Consider the following 20,846-nt stretch of genomic DNA (forward strand, 5'->3'; position numbering starts at 1 on the left):
CGTCATGAGCTTCCTAGTCCGCCAGATCAGCCTCACCGCCGATGGCCGGGAGATCGTCCGCGCCGCCACCCTGCCCAAGCCGCAGCTTTCGCTGGGCAGGGCGGCGGAAAACGACATCCACCTCCCCGACCTCGCGCTGGAGCCGGACCATGCCCGGATCGAGCAGGTCGATGAGCGCACGATCCGCGTCCGCGCCACCGGAACGCTAGGCTTCGACCTTGAGGGCCGTACGGTCCTGCGCGCCGAAATCGACCCCGCCAAGGGCGCGGAACTGCGCTTCGGCGGTCATCGCATCACCGTGTCGCGGGCCGAAGACGGCGCGGCCATCCTCTCCATCCGCCGGGTCGACGCCGTGTCGGAGGCTTCGGAGGAAAAGGAGGAGGCCAGGGTCTTCTCCCTGCGCGGGCTGCTGCCGGGCAAGCGGCTGACGGCCTGGAGCATGGCGCTGGCGATCCTGATCGGTTTCCTTGCCATCCCGATCTGGAGCTACGCCAGCCGCCCGGCGAACGACACGCGCAACATCCACGAGGTCATGGGCGACAAGAGCTGGTCTTCCGGACCCCTCAGCCAGGCCCACCACGCCCTGGAAGGCCGCTGCGAAACCTGCCACGAAAAGGCCTTCGTCTCGGTCCGCGATAGTGCCTGCCAGACCTGTCACAAGGACGTCCACGACCATGCGCCTGCCGCTCGCATCGCCATGGCGCGTGCCGAACCGGGCCTTGGCGGCAAGTTCCTGGCAGGGGTGGCATCGGCCTTCGGCAAGCCGCCCGAAGGCGCTTGCGTCGACTGCCACCGCGAGCATGAAGGCGCAGGCCCGATGCAGCCTGCCCCGCAGGCTTTCTGCACCGATTGCCACGGCACGCTGAAGGACCGGCTGAAGGACACCAAACTCGGCAATGCCGCCGATTTCGGCACCAGCCACCCGCAATTCTCGGCCCTTGTCCAAACAATGCCCGGCAAGCATCCCCGCTTTACCCGCGCCTCGCTCGACGGCAAGCCGATGGATGACGGCGGACTCAAATTCCCGCATGACATCCACTTGTCGGCCACGGGCGGTGTCGCCAAGATGGCGCGGACGATGAAGACGCAATATGGTTTCGGCGATAGGCTGGCCTGCCAGGATTGCCACAAGCCTACCGCCGACGGCGTGCGTTTCCTGCCGGTGAACATGGAGCGCGATTGCCAGATGTGCCACAGCCTCGCCTTCGAGACGATCGGCGGAACGGTGCGTACGCTACGCCACGGCCAGCCCGATCAGGTGATCGCCGACCTGCGCGCCTATTACCGCTCAACCGGCCCGGCCCAACCCATGGCGTTGGGCGGCATGGCGCGGCGGCGGCCCGGCGACTATGCGCAGGGGCGGATCTATCACGCCTATTTCGGTGCGGCGGCGGCGCGTCCCTCCCGCGCCGACGATGCCATAAGGGCGGTCTTCTCCGAGGGCGGCGCCTGCTATGACTGCCACACGGTCACACCGCCCGGCGCGAACGGCAATGCGAGCTGGCAGGTGCTGCCGGTGCATCAGCCGATGCGCTATATGATGAACGGCTGGTTCGACCATGCCGCGCACCGCACGGAAAAATGCGAAAGCTGCCACGCCGCGCCCAGATCGCATGATGCGAAACAGTTGCTGCTGCCCGGCATCGACAGTTGCCGCACCTGCCATGGTGGGGAAAAGTCCAAGGCGGACGTGCCATCGGGCTGCGCCATGTGCCATAGCTATCATGTCGGTGATGGAGCGCCCTGGGCACCGGCTGACCGGATGAAAAAAGTTGGCAATTCAGGCTCGCTGCGTGTTCCTGCGAAGGCAGGAACCCAGTCCCGCCTTCAGAACGGGACTCCTGCCCCCGCAGGAACACGTGGTTTGGACACATAAAGGGGGGAGCAAAGGCCATGCTGATCGCACAGGTCACGGACATCCATCTGGGTTTCGACCCCGACAACCCCGCCGAGTTCAACCGCAAGCGGCTGGACCAGGTGCTCCGCGCCCTGAACGATGGCCCCAACCGCCCCGACCTTTTGCTGGCGACCGGCGACCTGACAGATCGGGGAGACGCGGACAGTTACCGCCGCCTCGCCAACGCCTTCAGCCAATGCGATTTTCCGGTCTGGCCCTGCATGGGCAATCATGACGACCGTGCCCAATTCGCCCAATATTTCCCGCACATCCCTCAGGAAGACGGCTTCGTCCACTATGTGATCCCGCTGGAGGACCGGCGGATCATCATGCTCGACACGCTGGAGCCGGACCGGCACGGCGGCGCCTTCTGCGAACGCCGCGCCGCGTGGCTCTCCGCCCGGCTGGATGAGGATGCGGAAACCCCGACGCTGATCGTCATGCACCATCCTCCGGTCGAGGTCGGCATAGACTGGATGAACACCCACCCGGAAGAAGCATGGGTCCAACGCTTCACCGCCGCCATCGCAGGTCGTCCGAACATCCAGGCGATCCTCTGCGGCCACATCCACCGCGCCATCACCGCCCCATGGCAGGGCACCACCATCGCCATCTGCTCCTCAACCGCCCCCCAACTGGCGCTCGACATGCGCCCCATGGACCCGGAAACCCCCGACAACCGCCCGATGATCGTCGCAGACCCGCCCGCCTATGCGCTGCATCGCTGGACGGACCATGGCCTGATCACCCATTTCGCGACAGCCGACGATCATGTGATGCTGGCCAAGTTCGACGCAGGAATGCAACCGCTGGTGCGAATGCTGATCGATGAGCGTCCGGTTTCCAGTTCCGTTCGCCCTGAATAGGGCCTGAGCGTCGGAAATAGTCCTATGCCTGTTGCGACCTTGGTAGGCAGTCGAAGGAACCACTCAGATGAACGCGGAGAAGGGTGGAGGGGAAGATTCGGAGGTTGTGCCATTTCCCCTCCACCACGCTTCGCGCGGTCCCCCTCCCCACGCTGCGCGCAGGGAGGATTTTAACGTCGCTATTGCCCGAAATCCGCCGCAAATTTCACAAATCCTACTGACCCAACGGAACCTTGAGCGGCGGCCTCCAGCCCTTCATGTCCACCTCATCGCTGACCTTGTAGGGTATTCCCTTGGAGGTCAGGAACAGCCGCTCCATCTCCGGCCGGGTAAAGGGCCGCGAACCCAAGCGCCCGAACACCGCGATCTGCCCGCCCGTCTCGTCCACCGCACGGTCGCGGTCCAGCCCCTTGGACAGGGCCAGCGCCGGTGAGGGCGTCCGCGCCCAGGCGATCAGTTCCGGCTTGGGCGCGGGTGAGAAGCCGTAGAAATTCGGCTGGCTGGCCGGGCTGGTGAGCTGGATCACCTTCATGCCCGCCCGCCCATCCGCGACATAGGCGAACAGCGACGCATTGGTCGTGCCGACGATCACATCCTCCACATCGGTCATCTGGCCGCCGAAGCTTTCTTTCCTGTAGATGCTAGGCCGCAGCGGATTGGTGATGTCGATGATCGCCAGCCCCTCCGCCTTGGCGGCGACATAGGCATAGGTGCGCGCCAGATAGATGCGCCGCGCATCGGCCAGCTTCACGGTCGCGGACGGCACCGCCACCGGATCGGTCAGGCGCGACACGTCGAACAGCTTCAACCCCTCCGCATCCGTGACCCAGAGATAACGGAACTGGATCGCACTCGCCCGGGCATCCTTCAAAGGCCGCACGGCGGCCAGGCGCGGATGCAGCGGATCGGCCAGATCGACCACCACCAGCCCCACATCGGCGGTGATATAGGCGATCTGCCCCGCCAACTGGATATGCCGCGCCCCGTTCAGCACGCCATCGGGGTTCCAGGTGACGGCCCGTTTCAGGAAATTGTTGCGGAACTCGCCGTCGGCCATGGTCTCGATATTGACCATGATCAACCCCTCGACGCTGTCCGTCACCGCCGCATAGCTGTAGATCGGCAGGAACGGTTGTTCCTGGTTGATCTCCCGCAATTCCTTCGTGTTGCGCAATGGATTGATCGGCTGGTTCGTCGGCAGCGCCATGCAGGTCGCATTCTTCGACGCCACGCCGCTATTGTGGCCGAGTTTCGAGAAGGGGCCGCTCACTATCGGCTCGGAAAAGCCCTTGTTCGCGATGGGCGCCACGTCATAGACGCGGAAACCGCCCTTCCCTTCGGCCACATACATATATTCGCCGCGCAGTTGCAGGCATCCGACACGTCCCGCCGTACCCTTCACGACATTGCGGAATTCCTCCACGGCCTGGGTTTCGCCCGAAGCCTTCTTGTCGAAGAACTTGCCGCGCACCCAATTCTTCAACTCGCGCTTGTTCTGATCGACATGCAGCTTCCAATAGTCGGGATAGGCATATTTATGGAGATAGCTGCCGATCACGGCCTGGGGTTCGTCCCATTCGGTGACGCGGATCGCCTCGAAGCCCCCTTCCAGGCCGGTCCAGGCGTTCATCCCCACGAAGTTCACGAAATTGGTGCCGAGCAGCAGCAGTTGCGACATGATCGCATTATTGTCGTCCTTCGCCGACAAATGACAGTCGGAACAGGTCTTCGTCTCCGTCCTGCGCACCGTATGCGGGAAATGCGGCGCGAACGCCTGCGACGAAAAGCCGATGCCGGACACAGGCGGCTGCTGAATATAGATGCGCTCGCGATTGATATTGGTGGAGGACAGGACCAGCGCCGAAGTCGACCGCACCGGCGCGGTTTCATTGCCCTTGGTGGTCATATGCTTGCCGAGCTGGAACATTTCATCCCGCGCCACCTGCGGGTTATAGGTCGCGAAGTTGCGCGTCTCCTCCCCGTCATAATGGTGGAGCGACGTCTTCCAGTTCGCCTCGATGGGCAGGTGGCAACCGCCGCAACTGGTCGTCCAACTGAGGTGACAGGTGAAGCAGGCCATATTGTCGTCGCCATGCGCCCGGTCCGCCTGCGCCACGCCGGGTCCGAAGGCGAAACTGCCATCCTCCGCGCCCGACCGGCTCATCAGCTTGGCCCGCGCCGCCTTGGCGTTGAAGTGCGGATTGACCGGATCGACGCTATCCTTCACCAGCGACACTTCCCATTCCAGCTTCGGATCAACGATGGAGCGCTGGATCAGCCGCTGCCGCCCGCTGGCGTCATAATACCATTCGAACCGCCGCTTGCCGTCCGGATTGCGCAGCAGAGCCAGGTTCGTCCCCTTGGGCGGCGCGGCGGGGCCGGACGTCAGCAGCGTCGGATAGGCGTCGGCCGTCCCATGGCAATCCTTGCACCCGATCTCGATGGCGTTCGCCACTTCGCCATAGATGAAGCCGTTGCCATGGCTATCCTGCGCGAAATGGCAGTCCGCGCATTGCAGCCCCTTTTCGGCGTGAATGTCCATCAGATGCACCGACTTGCCCGGATTGGTGCCGGGCTGGACGAACTTGTCCTCACCCTTCCTCCGCCATTTTTCCGGATCGTCGGGCGAGACGATCTTGCCGTCCGCGTCGAGCAGATTGCCCTCCCGGTCGCGCTTGAAGACGCCGCGGAAGTTCCAGCCATGGCCGTGATAGTCCGCGAATTGCGTGTCCTTCGCCTTGTCGTTCAGGTCGTAGACGTTGCGCAGGAAATCCAGATCCGCCCATTTCCCTCGCGGGCTGGCCCCTTCCGGATTGCGTTCCAGCGTCTGGTGCGTCTCGGCGGCGGTCGGATATTTCTGCTTCTCCGGCCACATCAGAGGGGCGTCGGACTCATAGTCCCACATGGTGTAGCCCAGATAGCTGTTCAGGAAGATATTGGGCTGGTGCATGTGGCAGTTCATGCATTGCGCGGTCGGGATGGCGCGGGTGAAGGCATGGCGGATCGGGTGGCCGCTCTCCTTGACGGCGGCGACCGGATGATCCGGCTTGACGGTCTCGCCATGCGGACCTTTCAACCCGCCATGGCTCGTCTTGGCCGCGATGGTGGGATCGACCGTGGCGGACTGCCCGTCGCGGCCATATTGGGCGTAGACCAGGCTGTGGCGCGGCTCGCGGTCATTGGCATAGACGACATGGCAGCCCGAACAGCCCGAATGGCGATAGTCGCCAGGCTGGTCGTTGGTGCCCATGAACCACATATAGGGATCGTTGAGCCGGGTCTTGTGGATGTTGAGCGCCGGGATCGCCACGCGCAAACCAGTGCCGGGGCCGCGATTGGATTGCTTGAGGTCGGGCCGTCCCGGTTCCTCCAGCCGCTGGATCGAGCCTGTCGGATTGGGCAGGCCGATTTCCGGGAATTGCGTGGCGATATTGCGCCCGCCGCGCTCGAACACGCGGAAGACGTCGCCCGGCGGGATCACCTGCCAGGTCGGCAGCGGGTAGAGTTCCGCCAGCGCGCCCCGTGCCTTCTGCTCAGGCGTGAGCGTGCCCGGAGAACTGCCGGGCGAGACGATCTTCGCGGGCTTGCCGTCCTTGGTATAGGCTTCCCCGAAGATGTAGTTCTTGAAGGGGACGATGCCGTTATTATAGGCCGCCCCGCCCCACAGCATCGCGCCCGACGCCATCAGCGAACGCTCCGCCGCTTCGATGACCTGCATGTGGCATGATCCGCAGGCGTCCCGCGCCACGCGATAGTCGCTGGGGTTGACGAAGCGGACGAACTCCGGCGCTTCGCGGTTGAGCAGCGTGTAGGTGCGCTGTGGGTTCGCGGAGGAGGGATAGTGCCAGCTCTTGGGATAGCGCGGCAGGACATGCGCCTTTTCCCGTGCCGCGACATAGGCGGGGTCTTCGAAACCCAGTTCAGGATGGCCGCGCACCGCCGCATTGCCGCCATGGCAGTCGGTGCAGCCCAGCATGACCGCAGGTGTCGCATGCATGGACGGCTCGTCGGTCTTGGTGTGGCAGCTATAGCAACCGTCCGATTTGGCCGCGACCTGTTCGGCGGTCTGGCTCATCGGCGCGGGTGGCGCGGGGGTGTAGTGGCGCTCGACCGGCTTTTCTGCGTCCGAGGCATGAAGGATAGCGACAGGGATGAGGAGCGCTGCGATCAGCAACAATCCCGTCATTCCCGCGAAAGCGGGAATCCATTTCCGAACCTCCCGACCGGATGCAGCGTTGGAGATGGGTTCCCGCTTTCGCGGGAATGACGGGTAGAGAAGCCAGCGCATCAGTAACTCAAGATCACATTGGCGAGGACCGAATAATAATTCCGGTTTCGCTCGCTATTGGTGAAGAGGTCGCGAAATCCCGCTCCTGGCAGCAAAGTCGCACCCGACAGGCGGAACACGATATTCTGCGTCGCATGCGGCCTCCAGATTGCCGCCGTCGAAAGATCCCAACCGATCGATTTTGGAATGCTGCCTTCATTGCGCAGCGCCTGAAGCGTGGCCGTATTCTGGAACCAGAGATGGTTGGCGTTGGCCGACAGGCGCAGTTCCGGCATCAGGTCGAAATCCGCCCCCGCCCCCAGCAGCATCGTGCCGGGATTGTTGAAGTTCGACTGCCCCTGCTCCTTCGACGAACGCAGCGAGTTCAGGATGCCGTTGCGCCCGTTGATGCCGATCACGCGCCCGCCGCCTGCAAAGGGAATGGTCTGTCTGATCCAATAGCTGGTGTCGGCGCCCGCAAAGACCGGATTCTCGAAAATCGCATCGAACCCGTTCTCGCGATTGTCATAGGGATCGCCATCGCCGCTGGCATAGAGACCCGACAGGCGAAATCGCATCCAATCCTTGTCGACACTTGCCTCCGCAGCGGCAAAAAAAGCGCGAATTTGCGCGGGTTTCGACGTGAAGAAACTGTTCCGGTCCTCCCCCAGCGCGCCATAGAGCGCCGCTGTCAGGTTCACCCGCCCGACCCGTCCATCGGCATTATAGCCAAGATAGACGACATCATATTCCCGCCCCCGTAAGTCGCCAAGCAGCGCCGGGCGCACCGGAAAGCCGTTATCGTCTATCTCCACGTCCCGCTTCTCACGGTTCATATTGTAGACGGCGGTGATCTGGCTGGTGAGGCCGGGGATCAGGAAGTCCTGGCGATAGAGATTGGCGATAAACACCCAGTCGTTGCGCGGCGACCGCACGACCGAATTCAACCCGCTATTGGTATCCTTCTCCAGCCGCCAGAAAGCGGCCAGATTGAACTGGAATCGATTATTGTCGCGATTGCCGAACAATCGGATGCCAAGCTGCTGATCGTTGAACAGAAAGCCGCGAAAATCCGACTGGAATGGCTGGATACCCACCCGAACCGACCGGAAATCATAGCGATCCGACGTGTTGGCAAGGTGATAGTCGACAAAGGCTTCCTGCACCCCCAGAAAATGGTCGGTGCGGTGCGACGGCCTGGACGGCTCCACGAACAGCACGCGCCGTTCCGGCACATTCACATGATTGACGTTGAGCGCCAGCGTCAGCCGATATTCGATCTCCGGCGGCTTGAAGGCGGTCGCTCCCTTGATCAACGCCACGCCGCCGATGAAGGTCTGGCTGAACACGACACTCGCATCCTTGCCGAAGACGTTCAGATTGCCGGGCCGCTCGGTCGTCTGCACGCCGACCGGGATGGGGAAGGTGCGCGGCTCCAGCACCGTGTCGCTCACCGCATTGGCGACGAAGAACCAGTCCTCACCCTTGATCGGCAGCCACTTCACCTTCTCACGGTCCAGAGGACGGTCGCCTTTCAGCGTGTTCTGGCCATAGGGATCGAACCAGCGCTCCTTCACCACGCCCAGGCTCTCGATCAGCCGCCAGCGATCCGGGATCGGCACCTGATCGGTAGGGAATGCTTCGGGCGGAGGGGCGCGGACGGCGCCCTTATTGTCCTGCGTCACCGCTTCGGGCAGCGGCGCTTCATAGCCGGGGCGGCGGCGGCCTTCGATGGACTGCCGGTCGGCGTCCAAAATCTCCTGCCAGTTTTCCGGCGGAGGCGGCGGCACCGGCTCACCGGGCTGGGCCAGTGCGAATAGCGGCAGGAGCGAGACCAGACCCATTCCTTACAGCCCTGCACAGACATTTTGCGATCCACTGTCGAGGAACGGCGCAAAGGGGCAGTTCACATAGCGCAGCCGCACGGACGCATTGCCCAGGTCGACAACGATCTGGTCCGACCGGATCGCCGCGGGCGCATTGCCGATGCCCCCAACCCGCGTCCCGGCATTGTTGAGGCCAAGGAAGCCAATCATATCGTCCTGATCGATGCCGTCGCCCGACACGCCGATGGCGCCCACCAGCACATTGCCGCGATAGATGGGTACGGAACCGGGGAATATCTGGATGCCGTTCTGCACCCGGTTCCGGTTGGAGACGGTCGGCACCGCCGAGCAACGCTGCGGCGTATCGACCGCGCTGGCGCCCGTCACATAAGCGAGATGCGCGGCGAGATCGCCCACCACCAGCGCCGATTGCAGGCCGGTCGAGAAGGGATTGAACTGCGCGATGGGCCGGGAGAAGGGGCCATTGGGCCGCCCGACCTCGCCATCGGGGAAATAGGGTCGCGACAGATTGCCGTTGGCGCGGTCGGTAAAGGCATGCCGACCGGTCAGCGCGGAAGGATCGTTGAGGAACGTCCGCGCCTTGCCCACGAAGGCCGCGACATCGGCGCTGCCGCTCGCCAGCAGGTCCGACGCGGCATGGGAATTGGAGAAGAACGCCGCTGTTCGCGCCTTCTGCAAGCTGACATCCGTGCCGAAGATCGGCGCGTCGGGCGAGCGGACGATGCCCAGCGCCTGCCCCCGCGTATCGACCAGGCTGATCGTCACTTGCGCCCGGCTGTCGAGCGGCTGGCGTATCTGCGCCCGCGCCCGGCTCATGATGGCGAAGGCTTCTTCCAGGATGGCGGTGGCTTCCGCCGCCGTCAGCGGCTGCGCCACGTCGCCCGCGTCGGTCCCGGCGCGGATCGGGAAACGGTCATTGCCCGACCCGTCGCTCAGCACGAAGGCGTCGGTCTTGGAAAATTCGGCGGTTCGCGCTCGTCGCACGCCGGACGCTTCGGTGCCGTAGGCAATCCCCGCCAGGATCGTCGGCGCAGGATCGCCATAATAGCCGCGCACCGCGACCAGCGAGCCTCCGCTCCCGTTGATGGCGGCGAAGCTCACCGCGCCCGTCGCGAGCAGGCCGGAATAAGCCGCATCGGAATAGCGCAACGATGTGCCGTCCACGGTGATGCGATTGGCGCGGACGCCCTCCGGCGCTTCGAACCCCAGCGTCCCCGCGAGCGCGATATATTCCTCAGGATCATTGTCATCGTCGAGGATATTGCCGTCGGAGCCATAGACCCCGTCCGCCATCACGCCGATGCCGCCGACCACCACGCCGTTCTTGTAAAGCGGAAACCCGCCCGGATCGGCCGCCAGCCCCAGGGGCGAACGCTTTGGCCCGATCATCGCCGTCGCCCCGGAAGAAACGAAACGCGCCGACAGGTCCGAACAGGGCAACTGGCTGAACTGCACGCCGAACAGCGGGCCGCTCTCCAACCCCGCCGTGGTCGGCGCGGGCGGGAAATGCTGCTGCACGATCATGCTCGCCGTGCGGGTGGAAAAGGCGTTGCCGCCGCTCGACAGATAGGCCCCCGTGATCGCCTTGGCGATGGCCCCCGCCTCCGCCGGGACGGTCAGGTTCTGCGCGTCGATATTGTCGCCATTGGGCGCGGCGCTGGTGGTGGCGCTCGCCCGCGCTCCGGCCATGCGGAACACCGCCAGCACATTGCCCACCCGGTCGGTCACGGCGATGACGGCGGGCAGGCTCCGCGCCTGCGCCTCCGCCACGGCATGGGCGACGACCGACTCCACATCCGCCACCGTCAGCGCTTCCTGCGCGGGTGCGGCATAAAGGCTGGTCGGTGTTGGCGTAGGCGTCGGGCTGGGCGTCGGCGTGCCACTGCCCTCTTCTCCCCCGCCGCCGCAGGAGGACAGGATCAGCGCCGCGCTCGCCGTCAGCGCGCTCAGCCGGTGGTGCCGCCCTCTCATTGGAGCGCCCCGATACTGCGCGCCGCGCTGCCAAGGGCCGAACGAAACTCGCCGGGGCGATAGCCGTTCGGTTCCTTCACCGCCGCATAGGCGCGATTGACGTCCGCCCGGATGCCCGCCGCCGCGCCCACGGTCACGCGGCCCGATTTGACCATGCCGTTGAGCAGCGTGTCGACCGCCATCACCGCCTGCACCGATCCTTCATAATCGGTGAAGCGCGACGATATGGCGCTGCCCGCAATCTCTCGCACGATGGCGAAGGCCATGTCGCCCCGCATCCCGCCCGCCGCAAAGGCGTCGGCCAAGGCGCGAGTACTCCCCGCCAGCTTGCCCGCCGCCGCGACCGCCGCGGGCCGATCCCGCGCTATCGCCGCATGGAACGCCCGGCTGTCGGCATCGAAGCGCCCGGCCAGCACCGGCGCGGCAACCCGCGCCGCCGCCGAAAGCATGATCATATTCTCGTCATTGAAGGGCGGCATGCCCGCCGGGATCGGCCGCCCCGGATTGGTTTCCCAAGTCTTGCTGCGTTCCGCCTGATCATAGATGCGGCGATGGCAACTCTGGCAGTCGAAGAAGTAAAATTCGGGGAAAGCCCCCTCCGTCCCCTTCGCCCCGGCATAAAGGGTCAGCGCCCGCTCGACCGCCATCGCCTGGCCCACGGCCCACAGCTTCAGACTGTCGGTCCGCCCCTTGCGCGCAGCATAGTCAGCATCCTCGTCATGATGCGCCTGCATGGAGGAAAAAAGGTCCAGTTCAAAGGAAATGCGCGGATGGCCCGCCGCCATGATCCGGTGGGTGACGAACTGTCCATCGCGGGCGCTGCCGAAATGACAGTCGAGGCAGACTGACGCCCGCGCCTGCGGACGGTCCAGCGGCGTCATCCCCGCCGCGACATTGGCGGCATGGCTCGCCCCGACGGCATAGTGGGAGGCGATCCAGCCGCTCGCCGCGCCATGGCAGGCTTCGCAACCCACGCCATCCTGCGCCAGAAAGCGCGCCCCACGCGCCCCCGCCGGAGTGGAATGGCACCCCAGGCAGGCGGGCGCCGAAGCCGCGTCCCCCAGCCCCAACGTGGCCGCGATCTGCTGCCCCCGCGCGCCGTTCAGCACCGCAAAGGCCCGGCTATGCGCCCCCCCCGGCGTGGAAGGCTCCTGCCAGCGCATCAACTCGTCCTGGCGGACGACCTTGCCGTCGCCTTCCATCCGTCCGTGACAGGTCGATCCGGCGCAGGAAGCTACCCCGGTATAGGTCCGGCTTGCCGGAGCCGCATCCGCCGCTCCCGATCCGCCACCGGGCAAGCTGATCAGCAACAGCGCCGCCAGCAGCATGGCGGCCAACGCCACGCCGCCCAAGGGCCTGCCGACCACCCTGTCCTTACCGCCCCCCATTCACACCCCCGTGCCGGCTGATTCGGACGCTTTCCCTTACGTCCGCCGCGCATTTCTCTCTACGGGTTCGACCCGTCGTTTCAATCCCGTTTTGGCTCGGATCGGTCAAGGCGCGTCGCAGGTCTGTTCGCCCGGTCCGCCGCAGGACCGTTCCCACAAATCCTCATTGCCCGCGCCGGTAACCGGCTCGTCGATCAGCGGCGGATAGCCCTGCGCCACGATGTCGCGCAATTCGATCAGGGACAGGGTGAAGATGCGCCCGGCCTGCACCGAAGGGTCCAGCACGCCATTCCATGTATCCCGGCTGTCGAAAGCGGAACTGAAGCAGGCGGCGGGATTGCCGATCAGGCAGCCATTGACCTTCGATCCCGGCGCATAGGAGCCGTTGACCGCGACCAGCGGAATCGTCTCCAACCCCTGCGCGAAGCCGCCCGTCGACAGGACCAGTTGTCCATTGACCGCGATCCGCAGTCCTGTGCCCTGCGAATTGATTATCAGGTCATTGGCGGTAAAGCCGCGCCGGTCCAGGATCGCGCTGGAAACGCCCGAATTCTGGATGAAGAAGGCCTGGGCCGCATTTGCCCGGATGGTCCCCGCGCGCAGCATGCCCGCATCGTTCGCCAATCCGTCATTCTGCGCCAGGCGCAGATCATTGGCATAGAGCGAACCCGTCGCCGCGACATCCGCAATGGCGGACAAGGTCGCGACGATGATGCTTGGGCTGTCGAGCGTCAGCACGCCGCCCAATCCGCCATTGCCGTCGCCGATGTCGATCAGGCCGGGGCCAGCGACGACTTCCAGCGCCTGGCCAGCGGACAGCGTCAACCCGCCCTGTCCCGAACGTCCCGTCATCCGTACCGCGCCCTGAACGCGCAGATGTCCGCCGGTTCCGATCGACAGCACCCCGCCGCTCGGCAGATTGGCCGTGCCGATCGTCAGATCCTGCACGATGACGTCCGGCGTCCCCGCCACGCCCCGCGCAGGAACGTCGATGGCGAGATCGGCCGCCGCGACCCGCGCCAGTTCCGCCGCCGAAAGGCTGTAGGTTCCGGCCACGTCATTGCCGCCTACATAAGCCGGTTGTTGCAGGTTCACCGCACGGAAGGCGATGCGGCTCGTCCCGGTCAGGCTGCCGACCTGCGCCGCGCCGCCGATGACGATGTCGCTCGATCCGATCGTGATCGTCCGCGCGCTGACCAGAGCGGACAGGCTGAGCAGCCCCCCGGCATTCAACAGGATGTCGCCCGTCTGCGACGTCACGCTGCCGAAGCTCGCGCCTCCCGTCGCGGCGGCGATCAGCGATCCCCCGGCATTGAGCGTCGTCGCTGCGATCGTTCCGCCGCCCAGCGTCATATCGCCCGCCGCGCTCGCGTCGACGATGGAAAGAGCGCCTCCCGCATTCAATATCAACGGTCCGGATGAGGCATTGGCCTGGGCGATGTTCATGGTGCCGGTTGCGCCAAGGCCGACGGTGCCGCCATTGGCCGTAATCGCGCCCACCGATGCGATGTCGCTTACGATCAGACTGCCCGTACCTGCGTTCAACAGGCTCTGGCCGCCTGCCGATAAGCTGGATGCGCCGATGCCTGACCCGGACAGCGTCAGAGCGCCGCCCGCCGCTGCGCTGCCGATGGCGATCCCGCCGCCGTTGGCGGTCATGACGATCGCCCCGGATGCCTGCGCAGCCGCGCCTGCGCCGTTGAGGCCGCCCTGCGCCAGGAGCTGCATATCGCCGCCCGCATTCAACGCGCTGCCGCTGGCGAGGTTGATGTTGCCGCCCGCGCTCAGGATCGTGATCCCGCCTGCCGCCCGCAGCGCCCCAGCCGAAAGCAGGCTCACATCCCCCGGCGTCGTGAACAATATGCTGTCGGCGGACAGGCTGTCGCTGCCCGCGGGCCTCCCGCTGTGGCTGAGGTCGATGCGCGTGGCCGACAGGCCCGTCAGCGCGCCGCTCACCGTCACTCCACCCGTGCCAGCAAAGGCGAAGGAGAGCGGCCCGTCGCTCGCGAAGTCGGCGCTTCCGCCGACCTGCACGCCGTTGATGGCGGTGACGGAAATCCCGGAAAAGCCCGCGACCGGCGCGCCCAGACTGGCCAGCGCCATCGATCCGCTGACGCGCAGGCCGCCACCGGCCGCCGTGCTGCTGTCGGCCAATAGGACGCGCCCGCTGGCATCACCGCTTGCGCTCATGAAAAGCCCGTCGATCAGCCGCTGCGCCCCCGGCAGCAGCGTGCCGCTGTCGCCATTGCCGAAGCTGGCGGTGCCGCCGCTGCCCGCACCGGTCGCTCCCGCGGCCGAACTGCCTCCCGGCCCGGTCCCGCCGATCCCGCCAAAGCCGCCCAGCCCGTCCGCCAGCACCGTGATGCCGCCCAGCACATAATCGCCATCGACCGCATCGAACGCTGCGATACCGCCTGCACCGTCGCCGCCCCGACCGCCAAGGCCGCCGCTCAGTCCCGCATTGCTGCCCGCGCTGCCATCTGCGCCTTGTCCGCCCAGACCGACAGCCGTCACGCTGTAGCCGGGCGTCTGCTGCAAGCCACCGCCAAGCGTCATGCGCGCGCCGTTGATCCGCAAAGTCGCTGACCCGGCGCTGGCATTGCCGCCCGCTCCGCCATCGCCGCCGACCGGCCCCGCCGTGCCGATGGTCCCGTCGCCACCCGTCGCATTGCCGCTGACCCGCAAGGCGGCGCCCGTTATCGCGCTGGCGCCTGCGCTCAGGTCGAACAGCGCTGTGCCGCCGGTCGCATGGCCGCCGTCCGCACCGGCAAGCCCCGCGCCGCTGCTCAGGCCGCTCTGGCCCCCCGCACCGCCCAGCGCTTCGGCCAGCACGCCGATATCGCCCGCATCCAGCACGGTCGACGATCCCGACAGGCCGAACGTCGCGATCCCGCCCAAGGCATCGCCGCCCCGCCCGCCGTTATTGTCATAGCCCGCGCCGCCCAGACCGCCCAGGCCCAGAGCCGTCACGCGCAGCGCGCCGCTGACCGTCGTCGCGCCGAACGCCAGGTTGAGCGTCGCCGCGCCGCCCGTTCCCATGCCGCCCGCGCCGCCTGTCCCGCCGCTGCCGCCCATGCTGCCGACGCCATCGGCGCTGACGGTCAGGCTCGCGAAAACAGGGTCGACATCGACCAGCATGGAGGCGCTACCGCCGAAACCCCGGCCCCCCGCGCCGCCGCTGCCCACGCCATAGAAGAAGGTCGGATTGCCATTGTTGTCGAAGCTGCTGAAGCCGTTATCGCCTGCCTGGCCGCCCGTTCCGTCGGCCTTGACCGTGACCGCGCCGATCACATGGCCCTCGTTCAGATAGGAAAAGCGCGCCGTGCCGCCCGTTCCGTCTCCCGCATCGCCGCCCGCGCCGTCGCTGCCGTTATTGCCGCCCGCCCCGCCAATGCCCTCCGCCGAAACCAGCAGCGAAGGCGCGCTCAACCGGCCCCCTGCCAGCGTCACATCCACCATGCCGCCCGTGCCGCCGCCGCCTGAACCGGCGCGATAAATGCCAGCGCCGTCGACGCTCGTCTCCGCCCCGATGCCGCCCTTGCCCAGCGCCCGGACGATAGCCGCGCCATCGATGGTGATCTGCCCGTTGCCCCCGGCGGTCATCAGCAATGCCGCATTGCCGCCCGTGCCGGTCCCACCATCGGCGCCGTCCGCCTGAAAGACCGGATAGCCCGCGCCACCCGCGCCGCTCGCATCGACGGTGAGGGTGGTCAATTGCAGCGTCCCGCCACGCGATTCCAGCAACGCGCCGCCGCCCAGCCCCGCGCCCGCAAGCGCCGCCGCCGACTGAGGATCGCTCGCTCCATCCGCTTCGCCGCCGGTTCCCTGCGCGCCCAGCGTCAGCGTGCCGATGGTCGCCGTCCCGCCTGAAATCAGGAAACCGGCGGACCCGCCAAGCCCGCTGCCCGCCTGAAACGGCGTCGTCCCGCCACCTTCGCAGGTCAGGCAGTTTTCGGCGGCGGCTCCGCCAAAGCCGGTCGCCCGCGCATCCGCCAGATCGGCGGTCAGCGTGCCGCCCGATATGGCGATATGGGCCGTGCCTCCCGTCCCGTTTCCGGCATCCCCGCCATTGAAGAACATGCCGTCGATCGAAGGAGCCGATCCCCCCTCCGCCGACAGGAAAAGATTGCCGAATTGAAGGTCGGCGCTCCCCGCCGCGCCAAGGCGGCTTTCTACCGTCACGCTGCCGCCCAAGCCGTCGCCGCCGCGTCCCGCCACCCCGTCCGACGCAGCGCCGCCGCCCATGCCGTCGGCATGCAGCGAAAGGTCGGCCACCGCCGAAAAATCAGCGTCGCTGGCATAGAGCAGGACCGAACCGCCCGTGCCGTTCGAACCGTCCATGCCCGCAGCGCCACGGCCATCGGCGGAGACGCGGCAAAGATAGTTGACGCAATCGGTCAGTGAAAAGCTGCCCCGCTGCCCGCCCGATGCGCTGGCGAACAGCGTCACGCCGCCACCCGTTCCGCTGCCCGCCACGCCGGGCGCGTCGCCCGCCGAACCGCTGGCGCTGGCGTACAGCCCGGCCGCGCTGAAGCTGCCGCCCGCCGCGCCGATGCTGATGATGCCGCCAATCACATCCGCCGTTCGGGGCGAGGGGAAGGTCGATCCCGCAAAAGCCGGAAAGCTGGAGGCATCCGCGCTGGCGAACAGATCCTGCGCGATGGAGAAGCTGCCGCCGTCATGCGCGGAGACATTGATCCGTCCGCCCCGCAAGACGCCGCCCGAAGCCCCGCCGCCAAAGCCCCGCGCATCGGCATAGAGCGAAACGGAATTCAATATGTCGAGCTGGCCCGTCCCGCCGATGTCGATATCGATGCCGGTCGCGCCGGGGATCGCCGCGCCATAGATGCCGCCATCGGTCGTATAGCCGGGGGCGGCGCTGACGTCCGCGAAGAAGCTCGCCCATTGATGCGTGCCGCTGGATATGGTCACGCCGATATTGCCGCCGGTCGCGCTGCCTGCGGTGCCGGTGCTCGCCACGCCGGCGGTCGCCTGCGCGCTGGCGCTGACCGTTCCCAGATCAAGCCCGCCCGTGATCGCGCCGCCGGATGTTCCGGTCAGCGCGATGCTGCCGCCCAGCGCATCGCCGCCATCGACCGGAGGCACCGAAACCTGAAAGGCGCTGCCCGCCGAAGCGTCGAGCGACGTGCTGCCGAAGCGCAGCGTCCCCCCTTCCGTGCCGGACGGTCCGGCGGCGGTCAGCGCCGACAGGGTGATCGCGCCGCCCGTCGCATTGCCGGAACGGTCGCTGCCATAACCGGCATAGCCCACGGCATTGGCGATCAGGCTCGCCGCCTCGATTGCACCGCCTGTCGCGATCAGGTTGATCGTCCCGCCACTGGCGTCCGCGCCGATCAGCGGCGGCGCGCTGACGCCAGCCTCGCCATTGCCGATGGCGTTCAGAGTCAGATTGCCGGTGACGCCGATCTGCCCGTTGGTCGCCGCCGCGCCGCTGCCGCCAAAGGCGAGCAGGTCGATGCGACCGCCCACCGCGCCGATCCCGGCGGTCAGGCTCATATCCCTGTCGGCCGTGATCGCGCCCGACTGGTCGGCCCGCAGGGTGATGCTCCGCTCGGCAGAGAGCGCGACATTGCCCAGGAAATGGGTGGCGGCCGCAGGCTGGATCAGGATGTCGCCGGTCGCCGCGCCGGTCAGGTCGTTCTGCCAGTCGCCCGATCCCACGCTGAAGCCAGCGTCCGCGCCTGCCGTGACGTTGCGCGCCGGGACCAGGCTCCCGCCTGCAATATCATAGCCCGCCGAGAGTATGATCGCGCTCCCGTCGGGGGTCGCTGTCCCCGCCGGCGTATATCCTACATTGCCCGATAGCAGCATGGTCAGCGCGTTGTTCTTCGGCACCGCGACCATATAGACGCGCTGCGCGTCTACGCTTCCGGCCGATGCCGGTCCGCTCGTCGTGCCGCTATGCACCACGCCATTGGCGTCGGTGGTCCCGGCGGTGATCGCTATGTCAAACAGGCCGCCGTTGATCGTGATATCGGCCGATTCCGCGCCGACATAGGCCGTCGATCCGTCGACGGTCACGGTCCCCGCCTGCACCACGCGCGGCGCCACCAGCGCGACATAGCTGCCCGCCACCTGCGCATCGATCTGCGCGCCCGCCTGCACCTCGACCGCCGCGCCGCTGCCCGCTACGCCCCGGAAGCGGATTTCGCCATTGGGTCCGTAGAGGCTGCCGCCATTGGGTCCGCTCAGGTCGATGTCGTTGGTGGTCAGCACCAGCGACCCCACGTTGAATGTGCTGGTCGGCCCGGCGATGATTCCACCGGGCGCATAGAACCATATCTTGCCGCCCGTGCTGCCGAACAGGTCGGACTGCACAGTGCCGTTGAGCGCGACGATGCGCGACACCGGCAGGCCGTTGCCGTCGACCGGCAGGATGCGGTTCAGCACCGTATAATCGGTCAGCGGCGCGCTGGTATTGACGGTGAACTGCGCGGTGCGCCCCGTGGGCAGGAAGTCGATGGTTCCCGTCCCGCCGGTGTCGCTCGGTGTCCAGTTGATGACGGTTTCCGGGCCGTCGACCGCGATGGTGTCGGTCATCCCCCGCGTGATCGATGCCGATCCCAACACCACCGAAGGATTGCCCTGAAAGGCGGTCTGCGCGGCGGCGGGCATGCTCCAGCCGAGAGCGATCACGCTGACGCAGCCGCCCAGCAGGCTTAGCGTCGAACGGGTGCGGGACTTGTCCATCATTATCGCCTCCACGGCGCAAGCTGCGTGGTGATAGAGAAGAGCAGCCGCGTGCCGCCCCGTTCGGTCTGGAAACCGGCCTTGCGCAGCGGCGTCGCCAGCGTCAGGTCGATCCGGGCATGATTGTCCCAGGTCGCGCGCAGGCCGCCGCCTGCCGAATAGAGCTTCTGCGGATCGAGTCCGGCGAAATTGGCGCCCTCATGCCACATCCACGCCGCGTCGAAGAAGACGAAGGGCTGAAAAGCGAAGGCCCCCGGCCCACGCGGCATGATCCTGCCGTAACGCAGTTCCGCCGCTACGCCGACGCCGCTGTCGCCGGTCAGCACGCCGGGATCGTAACCGCGCCCGACCGTATAATTGCCCGCGCTCATCTGCTCGTAGGAGAGCAGCACGTCCGGGCTATATTGAGCCCTGGGCGCCAGCGCGAAGGTGAAATTCGGCACCGGTCGATATTCCGCCTGCGCGTTCGCCCGGATGACGAAGGCCGAAGGATCGCCGCCAAGCTGGCTGATCGGCGTGGAAGGCTGGCTCGCGCCCAGCCCGTCAATGCCTTGACGCACTTCCACCGCCCCGCCCAGGCGCCATTTGGGTTCTATCCCCGAATAGCCGGTCGTGCTGACGATGCTGTCCGGATCGACCAGTTCGCCCTCCAGCCGCAGGAACAGCACGCGCAGCCGGTCGCGCGACAGCCTATCCTTTACCGGACCCGAACCGAAACGCAGATCCTGGTTGACCACATCCAGCCCGCCCGTCGCCAGCAGCGTATGCACCTGCCGTCGCGCCAGCGGATAGGCGAGCGCCGCCGTCGCGATCATGGTTTCGGAGGACAGGGGCACGCCGTCGATCCCCGGCTTGCTCCACGCATAGGTGAGGTCGCCCGACAGCCGCAGCCCGTCGCTGCCCACCGCCATGCTGTGCCCGACTTGCAGCACCGTCTGTTCGCTCGGCTGCGCGGTTTTGAAGATGCTGAACACCGTGCTGTCGCCCAGCCCGGTCATGTCGTTGAACCGCACCCGCGCCAGCCCGCCGACGCGCCCGACCGCATTGCTGCCGAAATTCTGGACATTGACGTCCAGCTCGACCCGCTGGCGCACCACCTGCACCTCGCCCACCACGTCGCCGGGGGCCGTCCCCGCCGGACGCAGCGCCAGCCGGACATCATAGCCGGGCAGATCGCGGGCCAGCAGCAGATGCCGCTCCGCCTGGCGCACATTGAAGACCGGCTGGCCTTTCAGCGCCTCCATATGAGCGGCGATCAGCCTCTCGCTATTGCCCGCATCGCCGCGCAGCTCGATCGCGACCAGCCGCGCCATGAAGATGTCGAAGCGGACCGTCCCCCCCTTTTCGATCCGCTGGGGCGGCACCTGCACGGCGGCCAGATAGCCCATCTGGCGTAATGCCGTCGCCGCCCGGTCGCGCACTTCGCACAGGCTGGCGATGGACACGTCATGCCCCGCAAACTCGCGCCAGCTGTCCTCCAGCGCGGCAGGATCGACGATGCGCAGCCCGTCGAACCGCACATCCGCGAAATTGACCGTGACATCGGCATAGCGCGGATCGGCCAGCGGGCAGGGCGCACGCTCGACCCCGCCGACCACCGTCAGGCGGCTGTTTTGCCGGGCCGCGTCGCCCGCCACCTGGCCAGGCGACAATTCCTCGCGTGTCGGCGCGCGCGGCGCGACCTGCGCCATGGCGGCCACCGGCATCAGCATCGCCAGCACCAAAGCCGACGATCGCCTGAAACCCGAAGCCCGCACCTGCCCCTTCATCCCCATAGATGTCCCCACATCGTCAGGCGGCCTTCCCTTGCGGCCGCCACTCCCTGTCTTCTTTCAGGCGCGGGCCTTTTATGGCCCGTCATTCCCTTTCCCCGCGACCGTCGCCGGGTAACAGCGCATC

8 protein-coding genes are annotated in these 20,846 nt (G+C 66.7%); 2 read left to right on the forward strand and 6 right to left on the reverse strand.

Annotation, left to right across the window (positions count from 1 at the left end; translation table 11 throughout):
• The first annotated feature begins 4 nt into the window (after positions 1 to 4).
• Both NUH86_RS18540 and NUH86_RS18545 read left to right on the forward strand, forming a co-directional pair.
• Positions 5 to 1,876 (forward strand): cytochrome c3 family protein, encoded by a 1,872-nt coding sequence (locus NUH86_RS18540; protein WP_267252794.1) that lies wholly within the window; start codon positions 5 to 7, stop codon positions 1,874 to 1,876.
• A gap of 17 nt (positions 1,877 to 1,893) precedes the next feature.
• Complete coding sequence (locus tag NUH86_RS18545) at positions 1,894 to 2,763, forward strand: phosphodiesterase (RefSeq protein ID WP_267252795.1); 870 nt, start codon at positions 1,894 to 1,896, stop codon at positions 2,761 to 2,763.
• Positions 2,764 to 2,977: 214 nt separating this feature from the next.
• Here NUH86_RS18545 and NUH86_RS18550 read toward each other — a convergent pair whose 3' ends face one another.
• From NUH86_RS18550 to NUH86_RS18575, 6 genes are all read right to left on the reverse strand, one after another.
• The gene (locus NUH86_RS18550) at positions 2,978 to 6,949 is read right to left on the reverse strand and encodes an LVIVD repeat-containing protein (RefSeq protein ID WP_267253039.1); all 3,972 of its coding nucleotides are present in this window, start codon (positions 6,947 to 6,949) and stop codon (positions 2,978 to 2,980) included.
• Positions 6,950 to 7,050: 101 nt separating this feature from the next.
• Positions 7,051 to 8,874, reverse strand: coding sequence for a hypothetical protein (locus NUH86_RS18555; RefSeq protein WP_267252796.1), 1,824 nt, complete (start codon positions 8,872 to 8,874; stop codon positions 7,051 to 7,053).
• A gap of 3 nt (positions 8,875 to 8,877) precedes the next feature.
• The gene (locus tag NUH86_RS18560; RefSeq protein ID WP_267252797.1) at positions 8,878 to 10,848 is read right to left on the reverse strand and encodes a heme-binding protein; all 1,971 of its coding nucleotides are present in this window, start codon (positions 10,846 to 10,848) and stop codon (positions 8,878 to 8,880) included.
• A complete protein-coding gene (locus NUH86_RS18565; RefSeq protein ID WP_267252798.1) occupies positions 10,845 to 12,236 on the reverse strand; it encodes a multiheme c-type cytochrome in 1,392 nt (463 codons plus the stop codon). Before NUH86_RS18565 ends, NUH86_RS18560 begins: the two co-directional genes overlap by 4 nt.
• Before the next feature lie 105 nt (positions 12,237 to 12,341).
• Positions 12,342 to 18,950 (reverse strand): histidine kinase, encoded by a 6,609-nt coding sequence (locus NUH86_RS18570; protein WP_267252799.1) that lies wholly within the window; start codon positions 18,948 to 18,950, stop codon positions 12,342 to 12,344.
• Positions 18,950 to 20,722 carry a ShlB/FhaC/HecB family hemolysin secretion/activation protein gene (locus NUH86_RS18575; RefSeq protein WP_267252800.1) on the reverse strand — a complete coding sequence of 591 codons (1,773 nt, stop codon included), beginning with the start codon at positions 20,720 to 20,722 and terminating at the stop codon, positions 18,950 to 18,952. Before NUH86_RS18575 ends, NUH86_RS18570 begins: the two co-directional genes overlap by 1 nt.
• Positions 20,723 to 20,846: the final 124 nt, after the last annotated feature.

The organism is Sphingobium sp. JS3065 (assembly GCF_026427355.1).
Taxonomy (GTDB): Bacteria; Pseudomonadota; Alphaproteobacteria; order Sphingomonadales; family Sphingomonadaceae; genus Sphingobium.

What these genes read in the sequence shown, in the direction of transcription:
- NUH86_RS18545 (WP_267252795.1), top strand. Translation starts at nt 1,894, where the DNA reads ATGCTGATCGCACAGGTCACGGACATCCATCTGGGTTTCGACCCCGAC.
- NUH86_RS18550 (WP_267253039.1), bottom strand. Translation starts at nt 6,949, where the DNA reads ATGACGGGATTGTTGCTGATCGCAGCGCTCCTCATCCCTGTCGCTATC.
- NUH86_RS18555 (WP_267252796.1), bottom strand. Translation starts at nt 8,874, where the DNA reads ATGGGTCTGGTCTCGCTCCTGCCGCTATTCGCACTGGCCCAGCCCGGT.
- NUH86_RS18560 (WP_267252797.1), bottom strand. Translation starts at nt 10,848, where the DNA reads ATGAGAGGGCGGCACCACCGGCTGAGCGCGCTGACGGCGAGCGCGGCG.
- NUH86_RS18565 (WP_267252798.1), bottom strand. Translation starts at nt 12,236, where the DNA reads ATGGGGGGCGGTAAGGACAGGGTGGTCGGCAGGCCCTTGGGCGGCGTG.
- NUH86_RS18575 (WP_267252800.1), bottom strand. Translation starts at nt 20,722, where the DNA reads ATGGGGATGAAGGGGCAGGTGCGGGCTTCGGGTTTCAGGCGATCGTCG.
- NUH86_RS18570 (WP_267252799.1), bottom strand. Translation starts at nt 18,950, where the DNA reads ATGATGGACAAGTCCCGCACCCGTTCGACGCTAAGCCTGCTGGGCGGC.
- NUH86_RS18540 (WP_267252794.1), top strand. Translation starts at nt 5, where the DNA reads ATGAGCTTCCTAGTCCGCCAGATCAGCCTCACCGCCGATGGCCGGGAG.